We start from the raw sequence: 22,851 nt of genomic DNA on the forward strand, positions 1-22,851 counted from the left end.
ATTTTCGCGCCGGGCGTTATAATGTAGCCCGGTTCGGCGGCGCAATGCGCCGGAATCCGCCTCGTGGAAACCACGCCGCGGATTTGCCTTTTGAAGCCCGCGCGGCAGCCAGCCTGGAGCATGGCACCCCGCGGGGCCCGCGCCAAAAGACATGCCCTCCACCATGCAACTGCTTGCGATCGGTATCAATCACACTACGGCGCCCGTCTCGCTGCGCGAACGGGTGGCGTTTCCGCTTGAGCAGATCAAGCCGGCGCTGGGCGCCTTGCGCACCCACCTGGCGGGCCGGTCCGGCACCGAGGCCGCGATCCTCTCCACCTGCAATCGCACCGAGATCTACTGCGCCACCGACATCCTGGTCAACGGCGACGAAGGCTTCGATCACACGCTGCGCTGGCTGGCCCAGCACCACAACGTGCCGGCCGGCGAACTGGCGCCCCACCTCTACGCCCTGCCGCAGTCCGAAGCCGTGCGCCATGCCTTTCGCGTGGCCAGCGGGCTGGATTCGATGGTGCTGGGCGAGACGCAGATCCTCGGGCAGCTGAAGGACGCGGTGCGTACCGCCGGCGAGGCGGGCGCGCTTGGCACCTACCTGAACCAGCTGTTCCAGCGCACCTTCGCGGTGGCCAAGGAAGTGCGCGGCCAGACCGAGATCGGCGCGCATTCGGTGTCGATGGCCGCCGCCGCGGTGCGCCTGGCCCAGCGGATCTTCGAAAGCGTTTCGACCCAGCGCGTGCTGTTCATCGGCGCGGGCGAGATGATCGAGCTGTGCGCCACGCACTTTGCCGCGCAGACGCCGCGCCAGATCGTGGTGGCCAATCGCACCGTGGAACGCGGCGAGCGGCTGGCCGAGCAACTGGCCGGACAGGGCCTGACCACCGAGGCGATCCGCCTGTCGGACCTGGGCGCGCGCCTGCATGAATTCGACATCGTGGTGTCCTGCACCGCCAGCTCGCTGCCCATCATCGGTCTGGGCGCGGTGGAACGCGCGGTCAAGCTGCGCCGCCACCGCCCCATCATGATGGTGGACCTGGCCGTGCCGCGCGACGTGGAACCCGAAGTCGCGCGCCTGGACGACGTGTTCCTGTACACCGTGGACGACCTTGGCGCCATCGTGCGCGAGGGCAACGCCATGCGCCAGGCCGCCGTGGCCCAGGCCGAAGCCATCATCGAAAGCCGCGTGCAGAACTTCATGCACTGGCTCGAGACCCGCAGCGTGGTACCGGTCATCCGCGACCTGCAGGCGCAAGGCGAGGCCATGCGCCAGGCCGAGCTGGAACGCGCGCGCCGCATGCTGGCGCGCGGCGACGACCCAGAAGCGGTGCTCGAGGCACTGTCCGGCGCGCTCACCCGCAAGTTCCTGCACGGTCCTACCCACGCACTCAACCATACCCAGGGCGACGACCGCGAAACCCTGCTGCGCCTGGTGCCGGGCCTGTTCCGCCACAGCAGCCACTCCGAGCGCTAGCAGCGCTCTTCGTCCGGCGGTGCGCGTCCTGCGCACTGCCAGCCTTGCCTGCCGTGGCTTCTGGTCCGGGCATGCAATCCCGACGCCGCCCTAGCCGGCATCCGCCTCAACCCAGCTGCGACCCCGCATCATCGCGACCCTGCCCGGATACCCATGAAAGCCAGCATGCTAGCCAAGCTCGACCAACTGGCCGAGCGAATCGACGAAGTCAACGCCCTGCTCGGGCGCGAAGACGCCACCGCCAAGATGGACCAATACCGCAAGCTCACGCGCGAGCATGCGGAGCTGTCGCCGGTGGCCGAGCAATACGGGCAGTACCGCCAGGCGCAGGACGACCTGGCCACCGCGCAGGCGCTGCTGGACGATCCCGAGATGAAGGATTTCGCCGCCGACGAGATCGATGCCGCGCGCGCGCGCCTGGCGGCGCTGGAAATCAGCCTGCAGAAGCTGCTGCTGCCCAAGGACCCCAACGACGACCGCAACCTGCTGCTGGAAATCCGCGCCGGCGCGGGCGGCGAGGAAAGCGCGCTGTTCGCCGCCAACCTGCTGCGCATGTACACGCGCTATGCCGAGCGCCAGCGCTGGCAGGTGGAAGTCATGAGCGAATCGCCCTCCGACCTGGGCGGCTACAAGGAAGTGATCATCCGCATCGCGGGCGACGCGGCCTTCTCGCGCCTGAAGTTCGAGTCCGGCGGCCACCGCGTGCAGCGCGTGCCGGCCACCGAGGCCCAGGGACGCATCCACACGTCGGCGTGCACGGTGGCAGTGATGCCCGAGGCCGACGAAGTGGCCGAAGTCCAGATCAATCCGGCCGACCTGCGCGTCGATACCTTCCGCGCGTCCGGCGCGGGCGGCCAGCACGTGAACAAGACCGATTCGGCCGTGCGCCTGACCCACATCCCCACCGGCATCGTGGTGGAATGCCAGGACGACCGCAGCCAGCACCGCAACAAGGACAAGGCCATGAAGGTGCTGGCCGCACGGCTGATGGACGCGCAACTGCGCGCCGCGCAGGCCAAGGAAGCCAGCACCCGGCGCAACCTGATCGGCACCGGCGACCGCAGCGACCGCATCCGCACGTACAACTTCCCGCAGGGCCGGGTGACGGACCACCGCATCAACCTGACGCTCTACAAGATCGAAATGATCATGGACGGCGACCTGGAAGAACTGCTGTCCGCGCTGGCCGCGGAACACCAGGCCGATCAATTGGCGGCGCTCGGCGAAGACCATTAATGGCGTAAATCGGCAGCGAGGGAGCGGCATTATCGCGGGGCGGGATTACAGCGGCGAGGGGTAATAAACCGGCCCGCCGGAATCAAACTCATACCGCACGGCATAAATCGAGCGGGCCGAGGAAAACCTTTGTATCTGTTGTAAATGCTTGCAACAGCACTAGCGTGACATTTTTCGCTGTCTATAATCCATTTCGACTGAGCCGCCGCGCAAAGGACGGCGTGTCGACCCTCCTACCGGACAAAAGGACAAAATCATGAAAAAAATGCTCGCGCTGTTGATGATCACCGCTGCCCTGGCTGCCTGCAGCAAGAAGGAAGAAGCCCCCGCGACGCCTAGCGCCGACAGCGCCATGCAAAACGCGGCCGAATCCGCCAAGGCCGCCGCCAGCGATGCCGCAGCCGCAGCCGGCAATGCCGCCGACGCCGCCAAGGCCGCTGCCAGCGGCGCTGCCGCCGATGTCTCCGCCGCCGCTGAAAAGGCCAAGGTAGATGCCGGCAACGCAATGCAGCGCGCCAAGGAAGCCTCCAAGGACGCTGTCAACGCCGGCGCCGACAAGGCCAAGGACGCCGTCAACAAGTAATGCCATGCCGCTGCCGGCGGCGGGGCGGGAAAACCGCCCGCTCCCGCAGCGCGGACAAGCGCGTTACACTGCAAACCCCGCCCAGGCGCATGCCGGCGGGGTTTTCGCTTTTATCCCCGGCATATTTCCGCTAGCCAGCCTGCGTCCATGTCCAGCCCCTCCCCGCTAGTCCCGCCCGCCGTCCCGCCCGCCGTCCTGCCCGCAGCCGTCACGGTGCACCAGGCCCTGGCGCTAGCCACCGCAGCCGGCCTGCCGGCGCTGGAGGCGAGGATGCTGCTGACGCACGTGACCGGGCTGACGCGCACGCAACTGATCACGCGCGACGGCGACACGCTGGCGCCGTCCGACCGCGACAGCTTTGCCGGCCTGCTGACGCGCCGGCTCGCCGGCGAGCCGGTGGCCTACCTGCTCGGCGAGCGCGAGTTCTTCGGGCGCATGTTCCGCGTGACGCCGAATGTGCTGATTCCGCGGCCCGACACCGAGATCGCGGTGGAAACCGCGTTGCGGCTGCTGGCACCGCTGCGCGCGCCGCGCCTGCTCGACATGGGCACGGGTTCGGGTGCCATCGCAGTCACACTGGCCTGCGAGCGACCCGACGCCGAAGTCTGGGCCACGGATGTCTCGGCAGGCGCATTGCAGGTGGCGCAAGACAACGCGCGCGCGCTCGGCGCGGCCAATGCGCGCTTCCTGGCCTCGGACTGGTACGCCGCGCTGCCGGCCGGACTGCGCTTCGACTTGATTGTCAGCAACCCGCCTTATATCCCCGCGGGCGATCCGCACCTGACCCAGGGCGACCTGCGCTTCGAACCGGCCGATGCGCTGACGGACCACGGCGACGGCCTGTCCGACCTTGCCGCCATCGTCAGCGGCGCCGCCGGTCGGCTGCATGCGGGCGGCTGGCTGCTGATGGAACATGGCTACGACCAGGGCGAGGCGGCCCGCAGCCTGCTGGCGGCGGCCGGCCTGGGCGACATCTTCACCGCGCGCGACCTCGCCGGCCACGAGCGCTGCAGCGGCGCGCGGCTGCAGCCCGCGTCCGGTGGCGTCGCCTGAAGGCAACGGCCGATTCCGGTAAAATCCATTCCTTGATGGCGTGCACCTCGCATGCCTGCCGATTTCCCGATTGCGGCGTCCGGCGTGGACCGGCCCCGCTCAACCGAAAGAGACATCATGAGTGACGTGCAACAACGGATCGACCAGATCGTCAAGGGCAGCCCGGTAGTGCTGTTCATGAAGGGCACCGCCCAGTTCCCGATGTGCGGCTTCTCCGGCCGCGCCATCCAGATCCTGAAGGCCTGCGGCGTGGACGCGCCCACCACGGTCAACGTGCTGGAAGACGACGGCATCCGCCAGGGCATCAAGGAATACGCCAGCTGGCCGACCATTCCCCAGCTGTACGTCAACGGCGAATTCGTCGGCGGCTCGGACATCATGATGGAGATGTACCAGAACGGCGAACTGCAATCGCTGCTCAAGGCCTGAGCGCGAGATGTCCGCAGCGGGTGATGCAGGTGGCCCCGGTGGTCCGGGTAGCCCGGGGGGCGGCAAGCCGCGGCGCCTGATCGTCGCCATCACCGGCGCCACCGGCGCGGTCTACGGAGTGCGGCTGGTGCAGACGCTGCGCGCCGTGCCCGGCGTGGAGACCCACCTGCTGATCTCGGCCGCGGGCGTGATGAACCTGCAGCACGAACTGGACATGGGCAAGGCCGAAGTCGAAGCCTTCGCCCACGTCGTGCACAACGTGCGCGACATCGGCGCCACCATCGCCAGCGGCTCCTTCGCCGCGCATGCCATGGTGGTCGCGCCCTGCTCCATGCGCACGCTGGCAGCCGTGGCGCACGGCCTGTCCGACAATCTCATCACCCGCGCCGCCGATGTCACGCTCAAGGAGCGCCGCAAGCTGGTGCTGATGGTGCGCGAAACGCCGCTGAACCTCGCCCACCTGCGTAATATGACCGCCGTCACAGAGATGGGCGGCATCATCTTCCCGCCCGTGCCCGGCTTCTACCAGAAGCCCCAGAGCGTGGCCCAGCTGGTGGACCACACCGTCGGGCGCGTGCTGGACCTGATCGACATCCCGCAAACCCTGGCACCAAGCTGGGGCGGCCTCAACGGCCAGGCCTGAGGCCCCGCGCGGGCCGGGGCCCGCTGGCCTCAATGCCAGTAGCGGTAGCGGCGGCCACCGTAGTAGCCGCGATAGCCGTAGTACCCGCCGTAATAGCCCGGCGACACCACGACCGACGGCGCCGCGTACACCGGCGCCGGCGCCACGGCCACTTCGCCGCCGCCATAGCCGTAAGCCGGATAGGCCGGATAGACTGCGCACCCGCCGAGCATGGCGGCACCCGCCACTGCGATCCCAATCATCCACGTTTTCATTTTCATTGTCCTTTGCGGGCAGGTTGTTGCCTGCCCTTAAGAACGTTATACGGGGCTGTTTGGTAATACAGGGTCAATGTGCTGTAACCGTTGTTACGAATGGAAACGGGTTGGTGTCGGTATGTGGGGAATGGGACGGGGCCGGGCAAGCGGCCGCGGCCCCGGTCCGGACCCGATTCGAAGACAAAGCTCAGACCTCGAAACGAATGCCCTGCGCCAGCGGCAACGCATCCCCATAGTTGATGGTGTTGGTGGCCCGCCGCATATACCCCTTCCACGCATCGGATCCCGACTCGCGTCCGCCGCCGGTTGCTTTTTCGCCGCCGAACGCGCCGCCGATCTCCGCCCCGCTGGTGCCGATATTCACGTTGGCGATCCCGCAATCGCTGCCCGAGGCGGACAGGAAGCGTTCCGCTTCGCGCAGCGATTCGGTGAAGATGCAAGACGACAGGCCATGCGCCGCGGCGTTGTTCAGCGCGATGGCCTCCTCCAGCGTCTTGTAGGGCATCACATAGAGAATCGGCGCGAAGGTCTCGGTCAGCATGGTCTCATGCTGGCGGTCGGTCAGCACCAGCGCCGGACGCACGTACTCGGCATTCGGGTAGCGCTCCGCCAGCACGCGTTCGCCGCCGTGCACGACATTGCCATGCTGGCGGCAGCGCAGCAGCGCGCCGGCCATGGCGGCGCCGGCGGCACCGTCGATCAGCGGGCCTACCAGTGTCGACTCGGCGAGCGGATCGCCCACCGGCAGGTTGTTGAAGACTTGCATCAGCCGCGTGGTCACGGCGTCGAACAGATCGGCGTGGACGAAGGCGCGCCGCAGCGTGGTACAGCGCTGCCCGGCCGTGCCGGCGGCAGAGAACGTGATGGCGCGCACGGCCAGTTCGATATTGGCCGAAGGCGCGATGATCGCCGCATTGTTGCCGCCCAGCTCCAGGATGGCGCGCTTGAACTGCCCGGCGCAGGCGATGCCGACCTCGCGGCCCATGCGCGTGGACCCCGTGGCGCTGATCAGCCGCACATCGGCATGGCCGACCAGGTGCTGCCCCAGCGCCTGCGCACCCGCCAGCACGGTGGCGATGCCGGCGTGATGCGGCGCGGCGATCTCCAGCACGCCATCCAGCAGCCCCTGCACGGCCAGCGCGCTCAGCGGCGTCTTCTCCGACGGCTTCCACACCACGCCATTGCCGCACACCAGTGCCAGCGCCGCGTTCCAGGCCCACACCGCAACCGGGAAATTGAAGGCAGAGATCACGCCGCACAAGCCATAGGGATGCCAGGTCTCGCGCATGGCATGCTGCGGCCGTTCCGAGGCGATGGTCAGGCCGTGTAGCTGGCGCGACAGGCCGACCGCGAAATCGCAGATGTCGATCATCTCCTGCACCTCGCCCATCCCCTCCTGCAGGATCTTGCCGGACTCGAGCGCGACCAGCTGGCCGAGATGCTTCTTGTGCTCGCGCAGGACCTCGCCAAAGCGGCGCACCACCTCGCCACGTACCGGCGCCGGCACCAGGGCCCAGCTGGCCTGCGCCGCGCGCGCGCGCTCGATGCGCGCGTCGGCCTCGGCCGCGCTGCAGGCGGGCAGGTGGCCGAAGGCTTCTCCGTCGATGGGCGAGCGCACCGGCAGCGCACCCGCGGGTCCTTCACCCTCGCGCCACGGCGCGGACAAACCGAGGGCCTGCCAGCAGGCCGCGAATTCCCTGGTCTTCATGCCATTGCCTCCTGTAGCGGATGACGCGTGTAGTGTCTGCCGAAACGGTTGGCGAGGAAAGCGTCCAGCGACATCGCCTCCTGCGGCACGAAGCCCGCCTGCGGCAGCGCGCCGCCGGCCACCAGGTCCAGCGCGGTGCAAATGCCCGCGGCGGTGGTGAGCTGGATCGCGTTGACATGGCCGGCGTCGGTGTCGGCCCCGCCGATGCGCGCCGAGAACGAGGCCTGCATCAGGCGGCCGCGCGCGCCCTGGCTGCCGGCGGCATGGCCGGTGGCGTTGGCGAACACGATCACCACATCCTGCTGCGTGGCGGGAATCGCGCTGTCGAAGATCTCGCGCATCCAGTCGCGCCGCTCGCGCAGGCGCAGGTCGTTGAGCAGCAGCTTCATCACCGCGCAGTGGCCCGGATAGCGGATCGACTTGTAGTCCACGTCGCGCGCGCGGCCCGCCAGGGTCTCGGGCAAGGTGCCCAGCCCGCCGGAAGTATTGAAGGCCTCGTACTCGATGCCGTCCAGCGCAAAGCTCTCCAGCCCCTCCAGCGCCGGCACTTCCACCCGGCGCCCGTCGACGATGGCCTCGCACGGATTGCAGTATTCGTTGATCAGCCCTTCCGTGCTCCAGGTCAGGTTGTACTTGAGCGCGTTGCTGGGATAGCGCGGCAGCGCGCCGACCCGCATCTTGAGTTCGAGCAGTTCGCCGCCGTCCTTCAGGAAGCGTTGCGCCAGGTCGTTGCCGACCACGCCGATAAAGCCCGGCGCCAGCCCGCACTGCGGCATCAGCACCGAGCGCGCGCCGGCCGCCAGGCCGCGGATGGCATGCGTGGCGGCCACGTCTTCGGTCAGGTCGAAGTAGTGCACGCCCAGGCTGGCTGCCACCGTGGCCACGCCGAGCGCGGCGTGGAATGGCAGCGCGTTGAGCACCGCGTCGGCGCCTTGCAACAGGGCCGCGCAATCCTCGGCGCGGTCCGGCGCGCCCTGGCGCACGACAATGCCTTGCGGCAAGTCGTCGAGTTGCGCAGGCTCGCGGTCGACCAGGGTGACGCGGTAATCGCCGCTGTCATGGAGCATGACGGCGATGGTGCGGCCGATCTTGCCCGCGCCTAGCACCACCACGCGCAGCGGAACCTGCCGGACAGCGCCGGCGGCATACGTTGCGACGGCGGCACGGCCGGGTGGAATGGGTCTGGTCATGATGTCCCCTGGGTGGCAGTTGTTCGTTCGTCGGTCGTTCGTCGGTCGTTCGTCGGCATAAGCCCATGGCTGAAGTATGGTTGCGGGCACGGTCGGAATGAAGGGACAAGAATGACGAAAACACCGCATAATCGAGCGAATCGACAACGCCGGCAGTCGAAACGGCATCAACGCCAGACCTAGACCAGACCTAGTCCACCGCGAGGCCACCGCGCGCCATGACCGAACTCGACCAGACCGACCGCCATCTGCTCTCGCTGCTGCAGGCCAACGCGCGCGAGAACGCCGCCAACCTGGCGCGCAAGCTGGGCATCGCCCGCACCACCGTGGTGGCGCGCATCGCACGGCTCGAGCGCGACGGCGTGATCGCGGGCTACGGCGTGCGGCTCGGCCAGCAGATGGAGGACAATGCCATCCTGGCCTTCTGCGGCCTGTCGGTCATGCCCAAGACCGCGCCTGCGGTGGTGAAGGCGCTGCAGCGCTTTCCCGAGATCGAGGAGCTGAATTCCGTGAGCGGGCCGGTGGACTACATGGCGGTGATCCGCTGCGACACCCACGCCCGGCTGGACAAGCTGCTCGACGAGATCGGCGCGCTCGACGGCGTCAACCACACCACCACGTCGATCGTGCTGGCGCGCAAGATCGACCGGCGCCGCGCGGCGGGCTGACGGCAAAGGCCCTGCAAAGGCCTGAACTGCCCGGCACGCAGACCAACAACCAGAGGAGAACAGCACGATGAGCAATCGCATCCGAGTCGCCGTGGGCGGCGTGACCGGCTGGGCCGGCGGCGAACTGGCGCGTGGCGTGGCGCATGCGGACGACATGACGCTGGTGGCCGGGCTGTCGCGCGGCGCGGCCGGCCAGACCCTGGCCGAGCTGACGGCGCACAAGGGCACGCCCGGCCTGGCAGTGGCCAGCATCGACGAGCTGGCCGCCGGCAGCTTCGACGTGTATGTGGAGTACACCAAGCCCGACGTGGCCAAGCGCAACATCCTGCAGGCGCTGGCCAAGGGCGCGCATGTGGTGGTTGGCACCTCGGGCTTGTCCGACCAGGACTACGAGGAGATCGACGCCGCCGCGCGCCAGGCCGGCCGCGGCGTGCTGGCCTGCGGCAATTTCGCCATCACGGTGGTGCTGCTGCAGAAGTTCGCCGAGATGGCCGCGCGCCACCTGGAGCACTGGGAAATCATCGACTATGCCAAGGCCGGCAAGGTCGACGTGCCCTCCGGCACGGTGCGCGAGCTGGCCTATCGCCTGGGCCAGGTCCGCCAGGCCGCGCAAACGGTACCGGTCGACCAGGTAAAGGGCCCCAGGGAAACGCGCGGCGCGACCATGTCCGGCAGCCAGGTGCACGCGGTGCGCCTGCCTGGCTACCAGCTCGGCGTGGAGGTGATCTTCGGCGCCGACGGCCAGCGCCTTCACCTCAAGCACGAGGCTGGCGACGGGTCCAGGCCCTACGTCACCGGCGCGCTGCTGGCGATCCGCAAGGTCAGCGGGCTGCAAGGCCTGGTCCGTGGGCTGGACAAGGTGATGGAGGGGCTTTGAGGCCCCGTCCCCTGCCGGCTACCAGCCCTTCTTTTCCACCGGTTTTCCTGCAGGCGCCGCCTTCGGCGCGGAGGCGGCCTGCGGATTGAGCTGCTGCGCCATGGCCGCGTCCTGGCTGGCCATCAGCGCGCGTGCCTGCGGCAGCAGCAGTTCCACCGTGCCGGTGTTCGGGTCTTCGGGTATGGCGTACAGCTCCACCGTCAGCGGACGCTTGGTCCAGCCGGCGTGAATGGTCTTGACGGGCTTGCCGGCCTTGTCCTTGAGCTCCACCGCTTCAGAGCGGAAGGGCTTGCCGTAGCGCGCGGTCAGGCTCTGCACCACGGCCTGCTCGGAGCGCACGCCGTCGGTCGGCACGATCAGGCCCACCAGGGCGCTGCGGTCGACGAAGGCGACCACGTGCGGGCCGTCCATGAAGGCGGGGCGCTTGTCGCGCGGTACGCCGACCTGGCGCATCGTGCCGTCGCCGCGCACTTCCACGCACAGCGCGGTCACGTCCCGGCCGTCCGGCGTGCGCTTGTCGGCGCAATCGGGAAGCGTGGGCAGCGGGCTGCCGATTTCCAGGGTATCCAGCATTGGCGCCAGCGCGTCGGCGCTGTCCTTGGCCGCGGCGCCGGCCAGCGGCGACAGCAGCAGCAGGCTGGCGGCGGCCAGCCCGGCGAGGGGGTATTTCATCCAGACTCCTGAGAAAAGCTGCGGATTGGAGCGCCCCCCGCGCGCGTGGTTCCGCCAGGGGCTAATGCGTCATACGGAGCACCGCGTTGGCCAGCACGGCCAGCAGCAGCACCAGCAGGGTCCACAACAGCAGGCGCGGCACGCGGCTGGGCGGCAGTTGCCGCTGCGGCGAGCGGGCCGTGCGCGCGGTCGTCGTGCGCAAGCGGGTATGGCCGTGCAGGCCGCGCGTATGCCAGACGGTGTCCGGGCCAAGATCGCGCACGGCGGTGCTCTCCCGGCCGGGCGGCCTGGCCGCCTTGTGCGACATGTGCGGCCGCGGGCCCTGCGCGCCGGCCGGACGCCGGGCGCCGGTTGACGGTTGGGTGCCGCTACTGCCGTGCGGTCGTTGCGTGGCCATCTGTGCTCCCCGGTTTGTGGTGCCGGCGCGGATCATCGTGTGCCGCCGGGGCACAGCACCGGACCATGGCCCGGGCGCCGCCAATGGTAAGACAAAGCGGCACCGCGCACCATGTCCCGAACGCGCCTTATGTGGTCTGGGCCACTTTGCGCGTGGCGTCCAGCGCCTCGCGCCGGAATGCATGGGCCACATGGTGGTAGAACGGATTCGGACAGAACTGGCGGGCCACGAAGGAGGCCAATAGCGCTGCCGCCAGCAGGAACACCGTGAGATCCTGCGAACGCGTCATCTCCATCACGATCACGCTGGCGGTGATGGGGGCCTGGGTGGCGCCGGCCAGGAAGGCGGCCATCGACACCAGCGCCAGCACGCGCGGCTCGGCCAGCGGAATGGCGAGGTAGGCCACCACCTGCTCGAGCCCGGCGCCGATGCCCGCGCCGATCGCCAGGCAAGGGGTGAAGATGCCGCCCGGGATGCCGGCGAAGTAAGACACCACGGTCGCCACCAGCTTGGCCAGGCCGAACCAGAGCGTGGGCGGCACATCCCCGTTGATCAGTCCGTTGGCCTGCTCGTAGCCGGTGCCGAAGGTGGCGCCGCCGGTGGACCAGCCGATCGCCGCGGCCACCAGCCCGCACAGGAAGGCCACCAGCACCGGGTGCTCGCCCGGCCACATGCGCAGCTTGCCCGGCAGCAGCCCTTGCACGCCGCCGGTCAGCGCCTTGGCGAACACGCCGCCAAGCACGCCATTGACCAGCGCGCACAGCAGCACCGGCCCCCAGGCGTTGTGCAGGGCGAGGATCGGTGTCTTGACCGCGAAATACGGGTTGTTGCCCAGCAGCGCCAGCGAGAGGAAACCGGCGGTCAGCACGCCCGAGAGCACCAGCCGGTCCCAGCGCACGGCGGTACCGCGCCCGAGCTCCTCGATGGCGAACACCACGCCGGCCAGCGGCGTATTGAAGGCGGCCGCCAGCCCGCCTGCGGCACCCGCGGCAATCAGCGCGTTGGGATGGAAGCCGATGCGAAAGCGCAGCCGTTCCTGGCACCAGCGCCCCCAGCTCAGCATGGCCGCCGCGCCCACCTGCACCGACGGCCCTTCGCGGCCGATCGAGGCGCCGGCCAGCAGGCCGCCGGTGGTCAGCAGCACCTTCCACATCGCCTGGCGGAACGACACCAGCAGCGTCTGCGCCGGCCCGGACGGCGGCAGCGAGAAAGACGCGATGACCTGGGGGATGCCGCTGCCGCGCGCCTGCGGCGCCAGGCGCAGCGTCAGCCAGCGCAGCGCGGCCAGCCCGAACGGCAGCAGCACGAAGGCCAGCCAGGGCGTGGCCCCGGTGAGCTTGTGGTTCCAGCCCAGCGCCAGCTCGGCGACCCAGGCAAAGACCAGGGAGAACAGCGCCACGCAGCCGGCGCCGCACATGAATACGGCATAGCGCAGGGTGGTGCGGGAGATGCGCCACATCTGGCGCGACTTGCGGCCGGCGGCAAGGCGGGCGCGGCGGCGCAGCGCACGCAGGCGGTCGTGCGCCGCATTGGCGTGCGCCTCCGCCCGGGCTTCGGCCCGGGCTTCGCGCACGACGTCCTGCGGCCCGCCCGGGTCCGGGCCCGGACCGGAATCAGGCCGGGAAGGCGGCAGATCTGCTTCGGGACTCTGGTCTGGCGCGGCGTCTTTCATGAAAGCGGCGGTCGGGGCGACAAAACACCGTGAGCGGCCCGCGGGCCGGGCGCATCACGGCGTCCCGGAACTATACGCTTTTCGCCGCGCCGGCTTCAGTCGAGCGAGATATGGTTGGCCTGGATCACGCCGCCCCAGCGCGCGCGGTCCGCGTCCACATAGCGCTGCACCTCGGCGCTGTCGCGCGGGCGCTGGATCACCAGGCCGAGCGCGGCAAAGGTCTGGCGGAACTGCGCGTCGCCGGTGGCCTTGGCCGCCGCTGCCTGCAGGCGTGCGATGGCTTCGGGCGGCGTCTGCGCCGGCACCGCCAGCCCGAACCAGGTGGCCGCCTGATAGTTGGGATGTCCGCTCTCGGCCACGGTGGGCACGTCGGGCAGCACCTCCAGGCGCTCCTTGCTGGTCACCGCCAGCGCCTTGAGCTTGCCGGCCTTGATATGCGGCAGCGAGGTGCTCACCACATCGATCATCAGCTGCACGTCGTTGGCCAGCAGCGCCGCCAGCGCGGGCGCGCTGCCGTTGTAGGGCACGTGGGTGAGATTGATGCCCAGCTCGGTCTTGAGCATCTCGGTGGCCAGCTGCAGCGGGTTGCCCAGCCCGACCGAGGCATAGTTCAGCTTGCCGGCGTTGGCCTTGGCGTAGCTGGCGAACTCGCGCACGTTGGCGGCCGGCACCTGGGTATTGGTCACCACCACCAGCGGGAGCTCGGCGGCGACCGAGATCACCTTGAAATCGCGCCTGGCGTCGTAGTTGACCTTCTTGTAGAGCATCGGGTTGAGCACCATGCTGGCATTGCTGGCCAGCAGCACCGTGTAGCCGTCGGCCGCGGTGCGCGCCACGCCGGTGGCGGCGATCATGGTGTTGGCGCCCGGGCGGTTCTCCACCACCACCGGCTGCTTGAGTTCGCGGCCCATGCCATCGGCCAGCGCGCGGGCCAGCTGGTCGGCCGAGCCGCCGGGCGTGTACGGCACCACCAGCTTGACCGGCCGGTCGGGAAAGGCGCCGGCCGTGGCCAGCTGCGCGCAGGCCAGCGCGCCCGCGCCGAGCATGGCGCGCCATGCGGGAATCCAGCGTTGCATATCGTCTCCTTGATTGTTTTTTTCCTTGCCGGCGGTGCCGGCTTGTCCTTCTCAGACGCGGCGTGACCGGCCTTCCCAGTACTTGTCGCGCAGGCGGCGCTTGGCCAGCTTGCCGGTGTCGTCGCGCGGCAGCTGCGCCTCCACCACGATGGTGCGCGGCACCTTGAAGCCCGACAGGCGCTGGCGCAGCCACTCGATGATGACGCCCTCCTCCAGGCTGGCGCCCGGCACCGGCTGCACCATGGCGAGCAGGCGTTCGCCGTATTCGTCGTCGGGCACGCCGAACACCACGCAGTCGGCCACGCCGGGATAGCGCACCAGCTCATGCTCGATCTCGGCCGGGTAGATGTTCACGCCGCCGGAGATCACCATGTCGGAGGCTCGGTCGCAGATAAAGAGATAGCCATCCGCGTCCACGTAGCCCATGTCGCCCAGGCTGACCAGGCCGCCGCGGTCGATGGCGCGGCGCGCTTCGTCGTTGTTGCGGTAGCTGAAGTCGGGGTAGGCCGGCTGGCGCACGTAGACCAGGCCGATTTCGCCGGGCGCGCAAGGCTTGCCCTGCTCGTCGAGGATGCGCACCTCGGCCTGGTCGACCGCGCGGCCGGCGGTGCCGGGCCTGGCGGCGGCGTCTGCCGGCGTGGCCACGGTGATCATGCCGGCCTCGCTGGAAGCGTAGGTTTCATGGATGACCGGGCCGAACCAGTCGAGCATGGCGCGCTTGACCTCGGGCGCGCACGGCGCGCCGGTGGAGGCGACGAAGCGCAGCGACGACAGGTCATAGCGCGCGCGCAGCTCGGCCGGTACCTTGAGCATGCGCACGTACATGATGGGCACCAGATACAGCACGTCGATGCGGTGCTTTTCCACCAGCGCCAGCACCTGCTCCGGATCGAAGCGCGCGCACAGCACCAGGCGCTCGCCCATCTGCAGCACGTTCTGGATGAACACACCCGGCGCGCTGTGGTACAGCGGCGCGGCCATCAGCGCGCGGCAGCCGGGCACGATGCCCATGGTCTGCGCCACCACCGAGCGCATGCGCTCGAGCTGCGCGTCCAGCGTGCCCAGCGGCACCGGCGCGCGCAGCACGCCCTTGGGGCGGCCGGTGGTGCCGGAGGTGTAGGCCATGTGGCCGCGCGGCGCCACGCGGGGGCCGTCATAGGGTTGCTGCGCGGCGAGCCAGCCGTCGTAGTCGGTGGCGCCGGCGGGCAAGGCTGTGTCGGCTTCCGCCACCGCCAGCACCTGCACGCCTTCCGGCACCACCGCGCGCACGCCGTCCAGCAGGCCGGCATGGACGATCAGCGCGCGCGCGCCGCTGTCGGTCAGCAAAAAGCGGATTTCCTCGGCGGTGAAGTGCCAGTTGATCGGGCAGTAGTAGGTGCCGGCGATGCGGCAGGCATGCACGATATCGGCGAAGACCGGATCGTTGCGCAGCAGCACGGCGACCACGTCGCCCTCGGCCAGGCCCAGCGCGCGCAGGCCGCCGGCCAGGCGCGCGCCGCGCTCGAGCAATGCGTCGCCGCTGCGGTGGGTGTCTTCGAACCAGAGGTCTGCGGCCATCAGTCGTCTCCTGCTTGCGTGGGGGTGGGGGCGTTCACGGTGCGGTTGGCGCGGTCGGCGGCGTTCTTCGCCGCGATGCGCTCGCGCGCGGCCTGCCACTCGGCATCGCCCCAGCCCAGGTACTGCTTGAAATAGGCGCCGTTGGCGAGGTAGTCGCCGCCGTCCAGCGCGATGGTCTGCCCGTTGATCCAGGAGTTGTCGCGCGCCAGCAGGAAGGCGGCCAGGTTGCCGATGTCCTGCGGCTGGCCGATGCGGCCGGTGGGGTTCTGCCCGCTGAGCTGGTCCTGCTGCGAATCCTGCGGGCGCAGGCGCGAGCCCGCGCCTTCGGTCGGGATCACGCCGGGCGCGATGGCGTTGCAGCGGATGCCGTGGCGGCCCCACTCCACCGCCAGCGACTTGGTCATCGCGTCCACGCCGGCCTTGGACATGGCGGACGGCACCACGAACGGCGAGCCGGTCCAGACCCAGGTCACCACGATCGACAGCACGGAGCCGGGATGGCCGTCGCGGATCCAGCGCTTGCCGACCGCCTGCGTGGTGTAGAAGGTGCCGCGGAAGACAATGTCGGAAATCGCGTGGAAGCCGTTGGGCGAGAGATCCTCGGTGCGGCTGATGAAATTGCCCGCGGCGTTGTTGACCAGGCAATCCAGCGGGCCGTGCGCGGTCCAGATGGTCTCGATCATGGCATCCACGGCGGCGGCGTCGCGGATGTCCACGGCATGGGTCACCACCTTGGCGCCGTGCCGGTCGCGCAGCATCTGCGCTGCCTCGTCGAGCACCGGCAGGCGGCGCCCGCACAGGTGCAGTTCGGCCCCCAGGCCGGCCAGGCGCTCGGCCATGATCAGGCCCAGCCCGGTGCCGCCGCCGGTGATCAGCACGCGCTGCCCGGCGAAAAGATCGTCCTTGAACATCTTGTCTCCTGTTTGGCCCCGCGCATGCCTGACCGGCGGGGAAAGCACACTGTAGCCCCGTCATGCGGCATCGACAATTCCCGCTCCCCGACTCACAATGTTGCGCCATATGTGACAATCCTCCATGGAATCCCGGATGGACCTGAACCTGATCCAGGCTTTCGTCGACATCGTCGAAGCCGGCAATTTGTCCGAGGCCGGCCGCCGGCGCGGCGTCACGCGCTCGCAGGTCAGCCGTCAGCTGCGCGAACTCGAGCACCAGGCCAACGCCCAGCTGCTGCGCCGGACCACGCGCCGGCTGGAGCTGACCGAGCCGGGCCACGCGCTCTACCAGCACGGTTTGCGCATCCTGCAGGAGGTGGCTTCGGCCCAGGCCGAGATCGACAGCCTGGGCAAGACCCTGCGCGGACATGTGCGCGTGAGCGTGCCGACCGGGCTGGGCGACACCTTCATCGCGCCGCTGCTGCTGGAGTTCGCCGGGCAGCACCCTGGCATCTCGCTGCGCGTGTTCTTCGCCAACCGCGTGGTGGACCTGATCGCCGCGGAAATCGACGTGGCCCTGCGGGTCACCTCGAAGCCGCAGCTGGACCACGTGGCGCGCGACGTCTGCGCGATCGACTGGCAGCTCTTTGCCGCGCCCGCCTACCTGGCCCGCTGCGGGACGCTGCGGGCGCCGGCGGACCTGGCGCGCTGCCAGTTCCTGTGCCCGCCCTATGCCGCGCGCCGCTTCGTGCTCACGCTGGACCGCGGCGAGCAGCGCGAGCAGGTGGCGCTGGTGCCGCACCTGCAGTCCGAGCATTTCCCCTTCCTGATGCGCGGCGTGCGCGACGGCCACGGCGTGGGCCTGCTGCCGGTCTACGCCGCCTGGGAGGACATGCGGGACGGCCGGCTGGTGCGGGTGCTGCCCGAATGGAACGCCGAAGGCCTGGGCAACCGGCTCTACATCATCACCACGCCCAACCTCCACCCGTCCATGGCCACGCGCGCCCTGATCGACTTCCTGCGCGAGCGGATCCCGGCGCTCGACGTGTTCGCCGCCGGGGGCGGCGGGCCGCCTTCCTGATCCGCCGCGCGCGGCGCGGCGGGAAAGGCACTGCGGGAAATCCGGCAAGCTTTCAAATTGCAAGTTAATATGCGTGGAACTGGCTTGCAAAACGAAAGCTACGGTGCGGATCCGATCCCGCCGACCCGCAAGCCGCATGGAGAAGACAAGGAATATGGGACACACAGACTTTGCCAGCATGCCTTGCCCGATTGCCCGCTCGATGGCGGTGCTGGGCGAGCGCTGGGCCATTCTCTTGCTGCGCGAGGCGTACTACGGCAGCACGCGTTTCGACGAATTCCAGCGGCACCTGGGCATTGCGCCCAACATCCTGAGCGCACGCCTGAAGACGCTGGTCGAGCACGACATGCTCGAGCGTGTGCCTGTGCCCGACAGCACGCGGCACATGTACCGCCTGAGCGCGAAGGGCCGTGACTTCTTCCCGGCATTCGTGGCGCTCAAGGCCTGGGCCGACCGCTGGATGAACGACGAGCGCGGCCCGATGACCTTGTTGCTGGACAAGCACACCGGTGAGGAGATCAAGGCGCATGCGCTGACGCGCGCCGATGGCCGCGCGCTGACGCTGGACGATCTTCGCGTGGCGCCTGGCCCGGCCGCCAACGGCTACCTGCGCCGCCGCTTCGGCGAGGCGGACCACGCGAAGGGCGAAGCGCAGACGAGCGCAACGGTGGCCGGCGATGCGTGAAGCGCAAGCCAACCCGCTGGCTGCAGCGGTACTCGCATCCGCCGCATCCGCCGCATCAGCCGCATCCGTCGCGGCTGCCGGCGCGCCCGCCCTGCAACCGCCGTTGCGCGAGTTGACGCGCCGTATCCTGGTGCTGGCCGCGCCCACCAGCCTGATCGCCCTCCTGCAGGCCACCGCGCAACTGATCGAAACCTGGCTGGCGGCGCGCCAGGGCACGGCGGCACTGGCCGGCTGGGCAGTGGTGCTGCCCTTCGCGCTGTTGCTGCAGCAGATGTCCACCGGCGCCATGGGCGGCGGCGTGGTCGCCGCCATCGCGCGCGCGCTCGGCGCGGGCAAGCGCGACGAGGCTTCCTCGCTGGTACTGCATGCGCTGATCATCGCGCTCACCGCGGGCCTGGTGTTCGCCGTGACGCTGGCCGGTTTTCCGCGCGGCATCCTCGGCGCGGTGGCCGGGCAGACCGCCGCCGACGCGGCCGCCACCTACGCGATCTGGCTGTTCGGCGCCGGCGCCGTGCCGGCCTGGCTGGCCAACACGCTGGCCTCGGTGCTGCGCGGCGGTGGCCGCCATGCGCTGGCGGCGCGCGTGCTGTCGCTGATGTGGATCGCCTTCCCGGTGCTGGCCTGGGCGCTGGCGGAGCCGGCCGGCATGGGCCTGGCGGGCATCGGCGCGGCGCTGGCCACGGTGTCGTGGGCAGCGGCCCTGGCGATGGCCGCCGTGGTGCTGCGCGGCGGTGCGGGCTTCGCGCCCACGCTGCGCGTGCGCCCGTCGCGTGCGCTGTTCGGTCGCATCCTGTCGGTGGGGCTGGTGGCCTGCCTGCTGGCCTCGGTCGCCAACCTGACCACCATCCTGGTGACGGCGCAATTGCGTCACTACGGCACCGCGGCGGTGGCCGCCTACGGCATCTCCGCGCGGCTCGAGTTCCTGATGATTCCGCTGGCCTTTGGCGTGGGCTCCGCGCTGACCGCGCTGGTGGGCCGCGCAGTGGGCGCGAACGACTGGACCACCGCGCGCCGCACCGCATGGGCCGGAGCCTTGCTGGCGCTGGCGGTGGCCGGCGCGGTGGGGGCTGCGGTGGGGCTGGCGCCGGCCGCCTTTGCCGGGCTCTTCACCAGGGATGCCGAAGTCGCGGGCATCGCCGCGCGGGCCTTGTCCTGGGTGGCGCCGGCCTTCGGCGGCTTCGGCCTGGGCATGGCGCTGTACTTCGCTTCGATGGGCGCGGGCCGCATGGGCTGGCCGGTGGCGGCCGGGGTCTCGCGCATCGCGCTGGCCGCCGGCGGCGGCTGGGTGCTGGCCAACATGGCCGGCATGGGGCTGGACGGGCACTTTCTTGGGGTGGCGCTGGGCATCAGCGCCTACGGCGTGGTCACCGCCTTCGGCGTGCGCGGCGGGAGCTGGGCGCCGCGCTGAATGGCGCGCCGCGCCGGGCCATTCAGGCTTTTTCTTGCAGGCGATGCGGGGGCATTCGGCAAGCGGGCCGGCGCGGCGCACGATGTGGACAATTCCCGGCTCGCCCTTGAATCTGCGCTCGCCCAGCCTCACCTAGTGAGTTCGCGCGCGGCGCACTGCGACGGCACGGACCGGGCATGGCGATGACGGCGCCGATGGCGGCACTGATGCCCGCCAAGGCGGCCCGGCAATGCGCGCAGCGGCTCCCCGGACCCGGCATGCGCCGGATCCGCCTCTCACTCCCTGGAGGTGGCATGCCCCCTCGCACCACCGTTTTCGTGGCCGCCCTCGTGGTCGGCTTGCTGCATGGCTATATCGGCCTGCGCCTGCTGCCCGACCTGCCGGTGGCCTTCGCCTTCAAGGCGCTGGCCGTAGCCTGGCTGGCGCTGTCCTGGCCCCTCATTCCCGCCGGCCTGCTGGCGCGGCGCCTGGACCAGCCCTGGTCCGACGCGCTCACCTGGGTGGGCATGCTGGCGATGGGCTTCTTCTCCTCGCTGCTGGTGCTGACGCTGGCGCGCGACGTGCTGCTGCTGGCCAGCGCCGTCACCGGCTGGCACCCTGCCTGGCTGCTGCCGCGCACGGCCGCCGCGGTGCCGGTGCTGGCGCTGGTGGTCACGGCGCTGGGCTTCTTCAACGCACGCCGGCTGGCGCAGGTGGTGGACGTGGAGGTGCCCATCGCCGGGCTGCCCGACGCGCTGCACGATTTCACCATCGTGCAGATCAGTGACATCCACGTCGGTCCCACCATCAAGCGCCCCTACCTGGAGCGCATCGTGGCGCGCGTCAACGGCCTGAATCCGGACGCCATCGCCATCACCGGCGACCTGGTCGACGGCACCGTGCGCGAGCTGGCGGCGCACACCGCGCCGCTGGGCAGCCTGCGCGCGCGCCACGGCACCTACTTCGTCACCGGCAACCACGAGTACTACGCCGGCGCCGATCCCTGGATCGCCGAACTGCGCCGGCTGGGCCTGCGCGTGCTGATGAATGAACACGTGGTGATCGGGCAGGACGAAGAGGCCCTGGTGCTGGCCGGCGTGACCGACTATACCGCCCACCGCTTCGATGAAAGCCATCGCAGCGACCCGGCTCGCGCGCTGGCCGGCGCCCCGGCCGTGGCCGCTGCGCGCGTGCTGCTGGCGCACCAGCCGCGCACCGCGCAGGCCGCCTCCGACGCGGGCTTCGACCTGCAGTTGTCCGGCCATACCCACGGCGGGCAGTTCTGGCCCTGGACGCTGTTCGTGCCGATGCAGCAGCCTTACGTTGCCGGGCTCAAGCGCCATGAGGCGATGTGGGTCTATGTGAGCCGGGGTACCGGCTACTGGGGGCCGCCCAAGCGCTTCGGCGCGCCGTCGGAGATCACGCGGCTGCGGCTGGTGCGCAAGTAGGCGCGGCCGGGCAATCGAAGAAACGAAAAAGGCCTCGCATTGTGCGAGGCCTTTGTGCTTGCGGCGACGGTGGCTTGTCGATGGCTGTCGCCCCGCTCCCGTTTATCGGAGCGGGGCGACAGCCGTGCCTTCGATACGCCAGTCTCAGCGTGCGATCGGCTTGTAGCGGATACGCTTGGGCTTGGCGCCTTCCTCGCCCAGGCGGCGCTTCTTGTCCGCCTCGTATTCCTGGTAGTTGCCGGGGAAGAACTCCACGTGCGACTCGCCTTCGAAGGCCAGGATGTGGGTGGCGATGCGGTCCAGGAACCAGCGGTCGTGGGAAATCACCATCACGCAGCCGGCGAATTCCAGCAGTGCGTCTTCGAGCGCGCGCAGGGTTTCCACGTCGAGGTCGTTGGACGGTTCGTCGAGCAGCAGCACGTTGCCGCCGGCGATCAGCGTCTTGGCCAGGTGCAGGCGGCCGCGCTCACCACCGGAGAGCGTGCCCACGTGCTTCTGCTGGTCCGAGCCCTTGAAGTTGAAGCGGCCGATATAGGCGCGCGACGGCGTTTCATAGCGGCCCACGGTAAGCACGTCGGCGCCGCCGGAGATTTCCTCGAACACGGTCTTGCTGCCGTCCAGCGCGTCGCGGCTCTGGTCCACGTAGGCCAGCTTCACGGTCGGGCCGACCTTGATCTCGCCGCTGTCCGGCGTTTCCTTGCCGGTCAGCATGCGGAAGAAGGTCGACTTGCCGGCGCCGTTCGGGCCGATGATGCCGACGATGGCGCCGGGCGGCACCTTGAAGCTGAGGTCGTCGATCAGCAGGCGGTCGCCGTAGGCCTTGCTCACGCCGTTGAACTCGATCACCTCGTTGCCCAGGCGCTCACCCGCCGGGATGAAGATTTCCTGGGTTTCGTTGCGCTTCTGGTATTCCTGGCTGTTCAGTTCGTCGAAGCGGGCCAGACGCGCCTTGGACTTGGCCTGGCGGCCCTTCGGGTTCTGGCGTACCCACTCCAGTTCCTTGTGCAGCGCTTTCTGGCGGGCCGACTCGCTCGACTCTTCCTGCTTCAGGCGCGCTTCCTTCTGGTCCAGCCAGGAGCTGTAGTTGCCCTTCCAGGGAATGCCGTGGCCGCGGTCCAGTTCCAGGATCCACTCAGCCGCGTTGTCGAGGAAGTAGCGATCGTGGGTCACCGCCACCACGGTGCCGGGGAAGCGCGTGAGGAACTGTTCCAGCCAGTCCACCGATTCCGCATCCAGGTGGTTGGTGGGTTCGTCGAGCAGCAGCATGTCGGGGCGCGAGAGCAGCAGGCGGCACAGCGCCACGCGGCGCTTTTCGCCGCCGGACAGGTTGCCCACCTTGGCGTCCCATGCCGGCAGGCGCAGCGCGTCGGCGGCGATCTCCAGCTGCAGCTCAGCGTTGTTGCCGTCGCTGGCCGAGAGAATGGCTTCGTACTTGGCCTGCTCGGCGGCCAGCGCGTCGAAATCCGCGTCCGGCTCGGCATATGCGGCATAGATCTCGTCGAGCTTCTTGCGCGCTTCGAACACGCCGCCCAGCGCCGCTTCCACGGACTCGCGCACGGTCTGCTCGGGGTCGAGCTGCGGCTCCTGCGGCAGGTAGCCGATATTCAGGTTGGGCATGGGCGTGGCTTCGCCCTCGATCTCCTTGTCGATGCCCGCCATGATCTTCAGCACGGTCGACTTGCCCGAGCCGTTCAGGCCCAGCACGCCGATCTTGGCGCCCGGGAAGAAGGACAGCGAGATGTCCTTGAGGATGTGACGCTTGGGCGGAACGATCTTGCCCACGCGGTTCATCGTGAATACGTACTGTGCCATGCGAATCCGATGGAATTGAGATAACCGGTCAAGTGTAGCAAAGCCGCTCCGGCCCCGGC

The 22,851-nt window shown here is 69.5% G+C and carries 22 protein-coding genes; 12 read left to right on the forward strand and 10 right to left on the reverse strand.

Annotated elements, in window-relative coordinates:
* Positions 1-163 precede the first annotated feature (163 nt).
* The 6 genes from hemA to AC1DKV_RS03830 all read left to right on the forward strand — a co-directional run bounded on the left by hemA (position 164) and on the right by AC1DKV_RS03830 (position 5,412).
* Positions 164-1,468 carry a glutamyl-tRNA reductase gene (gene hemA, locus AC1DKV_RS03805; RefSeq protein WP_441618182.1) on the forward strand — a complete coding sequence of 435 codons (1,305 nt, stop codon included), beginning with the start codon at positions 164-166 and terminating at the stop codon, positions 1,466-1,468.
* Positions 1,469-1,621: 153 nt separating this feature from the next.
* Positions 1,622-2,704, forward strand: a complete 1,083-nt coding sequence (gene prfA / locus AC1DKV_RS03810; RefSeq protein ID WP_441618138.1) for a peptide chain release factor 1 — start codon at positions 1,622-1,624, stop codon at positions 2,702-2,704.
* A 256-nt stretch (positions 2,705-2,960) separates the two neighbouring features.
* Positions 2,961-3,287, forward strand: coding sequence for a hypothetical protein (locus AC1DKV_RS03815; RefSeq protein ID WP_441618136.1), 327 nt, complete (start codon positions 2,961-2,963; stop codon positions 3,285-3,287).
* Between the two features lie 147 nt (positions 3,288-3,434).
* The gene (prmC, locus tag AC1DKV_RS03820; RefSeq protein ID WP_477137472.1) at positions 3,435-4,340 is read left to right on the forward strand and encodes a peptide chain release factor N(5)-glutamine methyltransferase; all 906 of its coding nucleotides are present in this window, start codon (positions 3,435-3,437) and stop codon (positions 4,338-4,340) included.
* A 117-nt stretch (positions 4,341-4,457) separates the two neighbouring features.
* Complete coding sequence (grxD, locus tag AC1DKV_RS03825) at positions 4,458-4,769, forward strand: Grx4 family monothiol glutaredoxin (protein WP_441618132.1); 312 nt, start codon at positions 4,458-4,460, stop codon at positions 4,767-4,769.
* A 7-nt stretch (positions 4,770-4,776) separates the two neighbouring features.
* Complete coding sequence (locus AC1DKV_RS03830) at positions 4,777-5,412, forward strand: UbiX family flavin prenyltransferase (RefSeq protein ID WP_441618130.1); 636 nt, start codon at positions 4,777-4,779, stop codon at positions 5,410-5,412.
* Between the two features lie 29 nt (positions 5,413-5,441).
* Here AC1DKV_RS03830 and AC1DKV_RS03835 read toward each other — a convergent pair whose 3' ends face one another.
* The 3 genes from AC1DKV_RS03835 to AC1DKV_RS03845 all read right to left on the reverse strand — a co-directional run bounded on the left by AC1DKV_RS03835 (position 5,442) and on the right by AC1DKV_RS03845 (position 8,567).
* The gene (locus AC1DKV_RS03835; RefSeq protein ID WP_441618128.1) at positions 5,442-5,654 is read right to left on the reverse strand and encodes a hypothetical protein; all 213 of its coding nucleotides are present in this window, start codon (positions 5,652-5,654) and stop codon (positions 5,442-5,444) included.
* 202 nt (positions 5,655-5,856) lie between these two features.
* Positions 5,857-7,377, reverse strand: coding sequence for an L-piperidine-6-carboxylate dehydrogenase (gene amaB / locus AC1DKV_RS03840; RefSeq protein ID WP_441618126.1), 1,521 nt, complete (start codon positions 7,375-7,377; stop codon positions 5,857-5,859).
* Complete coding sequence (locus AC1DKV_RS03845; RefSeq protein ID WP_441618124.1) at positions 7,374-8,567, reverse strand: saccharopine dehydrogenase family protein; 1,194 nt, start codon at positions 8,565-8,567, stop codon at positions 7,374-7,376. Before AC1DKV_RS03845 ends, amaB begins: the two co-directional genes overlap by 4 nt.
* Before the next feature lie 218 nt (positions 8,568-8,785).
* Between AC1DKV_RS03845 and AC1DKV_RS03850 the strand changes: the two genes are divergently transcribed.
* Together AC1DKV_RS03850 and dapB are read left to right on the forward strand one after the other, a co-directional pair.
* Positions 8,786-9,235: an Lrp/AsnC family transcriptional regulator gene (locus AC1DKV_RS03850; protein WP_441618122.1), complete on the forward strand. Its 450-nt coding sequence runs from the start codon at positions 8,786-8,788 to the stop codon at positions 9,233-9,235.
* A 67-nt stretch (positions 9,236-9,302) separates the two neighbouring features.
* Positions 9,303-10,112, forward strand: coding sequence for a 4-hydroxy-tetrahydrodipicolinate reductase (dapB, locus tag AC1DKV_RS03855; RefSeq protein ID WP_441618120.1), 810 nt, complete (start codon positions 9,303-9,305; stop codon positions 10,110-10,112).
* An 18-nt stretch (positions 10,113-10,130) separates the two neighbouring features.
* Here the strand turns inward: dapB and AC1DKV_RS03860 are convergent, their stop codons facing one another.
* The 6 genes from AC1DKV_RS03860 to AC1DKV_RS03885 all read right to left on the reverse strand — a co-directional run bounded on the left by AC1DKV_RS03860 (position 10,131) and on the right by AC1DKV_RS03885 (position 16,397).
* Complete coding sequence (locus AC1DKV_RS03860) at positions 10,131-10,784, reverse strand: hypothetical protein (protein ID WP_441618118.1); 654 nt, start codon at positions 10,782-10,784, stop codon at positions 10,131-10,133.
* Between the two features lie 61 nt (positions 10,785-10,845).
* Complete coding sequence (locus AC1DKV_RS03865) at positions 10,846-11,181, reverse strand: hypothetical protein (protein ID WP_441618116.1); 336 nt, start codon at positions 11,179-11,181, stop codon at positions 10,846-10,848.
* A gap of 127 nt (positions 11,182-11,308) precedes the next feature.
* Positions 11,309-12,853 carry a chloride channel protein gene (locus tag AC1DKV_RS03870; protein WP_441618114.1) on the reverse strand — a complete coding sequence of 515 codons (1,545 nt, stop codon included), beginning with the start codon at positions 12,851-12,853 and terminating at the stop codon, positions 11,309-11,311.
* A 95-nt stretch (positions 12,854-12,948) separates the two neighbouring features.
* Positions 12,949-13,929: a Bug family tripartite tricarboxylate transporter substrate binding protein gene (locus AC1DKV_RS03875; protein WP_441618112.1), complete on the reverse strand. Its 981-nt coding sequence runs from the start codon at positions 13,927-13,929 to the stop codon at positions 12,949-12,951.
* Between the two features lie 51 nt (positions 13,930-13,980).
* Positions 13,981-15,486 carry an acyl-CoA synthetase gene (locus AC1DKV_RS03880; protein ID WP_441618110.1) on the reverse strand — a complete coding sequence of 502 codons (1,506 nt, stop codon included), beginning with the start codon at positions 15,484-15,486 and terminating at the stop codon, positions 13,981-13,983.
* Positions 15,486-16,397: an SDR family oxidoreductase gene (locus AC1DKV_RS03885; RefSeq protein ID WP_441618108.1), complete on the reverse strand. Its 912-nt coding sequence runs from the start codon at positions 16,395-16,397 to the stop codon at positions 15,486-15,488. The genes AC1DKV_RS03880 and AC1DKV_RS03885 overlap by 1 nt, the downstream gene beginning before the upstream one ends.
* 136 nt (positions 16,398-16,533) lie before the next feature.
* On the opposite strand from AC1DKV_RS03885, the gene AC1DKV_RS03890 reads away from it, so the two are divergent.
* The 4 genes from AC1DKV_RS03890 (at position 16,534) to AC1DKV_RS03905 (ending at position 20,980) form a co-directional block, all read left to right on the forward strand.
* Positions 16,534-17,460 carry a LysR family transcriptional regulator gene (locus AC1DKV_RS03890; RefSeq protein ID WP_441618106.1) on the forward strand — a complete coding sequence of 309 codons (927 nt, stop codon included), beginning with the start codon at positions 16,534-16,536 and terminating at the stop codon, positions 17,458-17,460.
* A gap of 154 nt (positions 17,461-17,614) precedes the next feature.
* Entirely contained in the window at positions 17,615-18,145 is a 531-nt protein-coding gene (locus AC1DKV_RS03895) for a winged helix-turn-helix transcriptional regulator (RefSeq protein WP_441618104.1), read from the forward strand.
* Positions 18,138-19,553 (forward strand): MATE family efflux transporter, encoded by a 1,416-nt coding sequence (locus AC1DKV_RS03900; RefSeq protein WP_441618102.1) that lies wholly within the window; start codon positions 18,138-18,140, stop codon positions 19,551-19,553. Before AC1DKV_RS03895 ends, AC1DKV_RS03900 begins: the two co-directional genes overlap by 8 nt.
* A gap of 293 nt (positions 19,554-19,846) precedes the next feature.
* Positions 19,847-20,980 carry a metallophosphoesterase gene (locus AC1DKV_RS03905; protein ID WP_441618100.1) on the forward strand — a complete coding sequence of 378 codons (1,134 nt, stop codon included), beginning with the start codon at positions 19,847-19,849 and terminating at the stop codon, positions 20,978-20,980.
* 144 nt (positions 20,981-21,124) lie between these two features.
* Here the strand turns inward: AC1DKV_RS03905 and ettA are convergent, their stop codons facing one another.
* On the reverse strand, positions 21,125-22,792 hold the full coding sequence (gene ettA, locus AC1DKV_RS03910) for an energy-dependent translational throttle protein EttA (RefSeq protein ID WP_441618098.1): 1,668 nt from the start codon (positions 22,790-22,792) through the stop codon (positions 21,125-21,127).
* Positions 22,793-22,851 lie beyond the last annotated feature (59 nt).

Source organism: Cupriavidus sp. 05T41 (assembly GCF_056396525.1).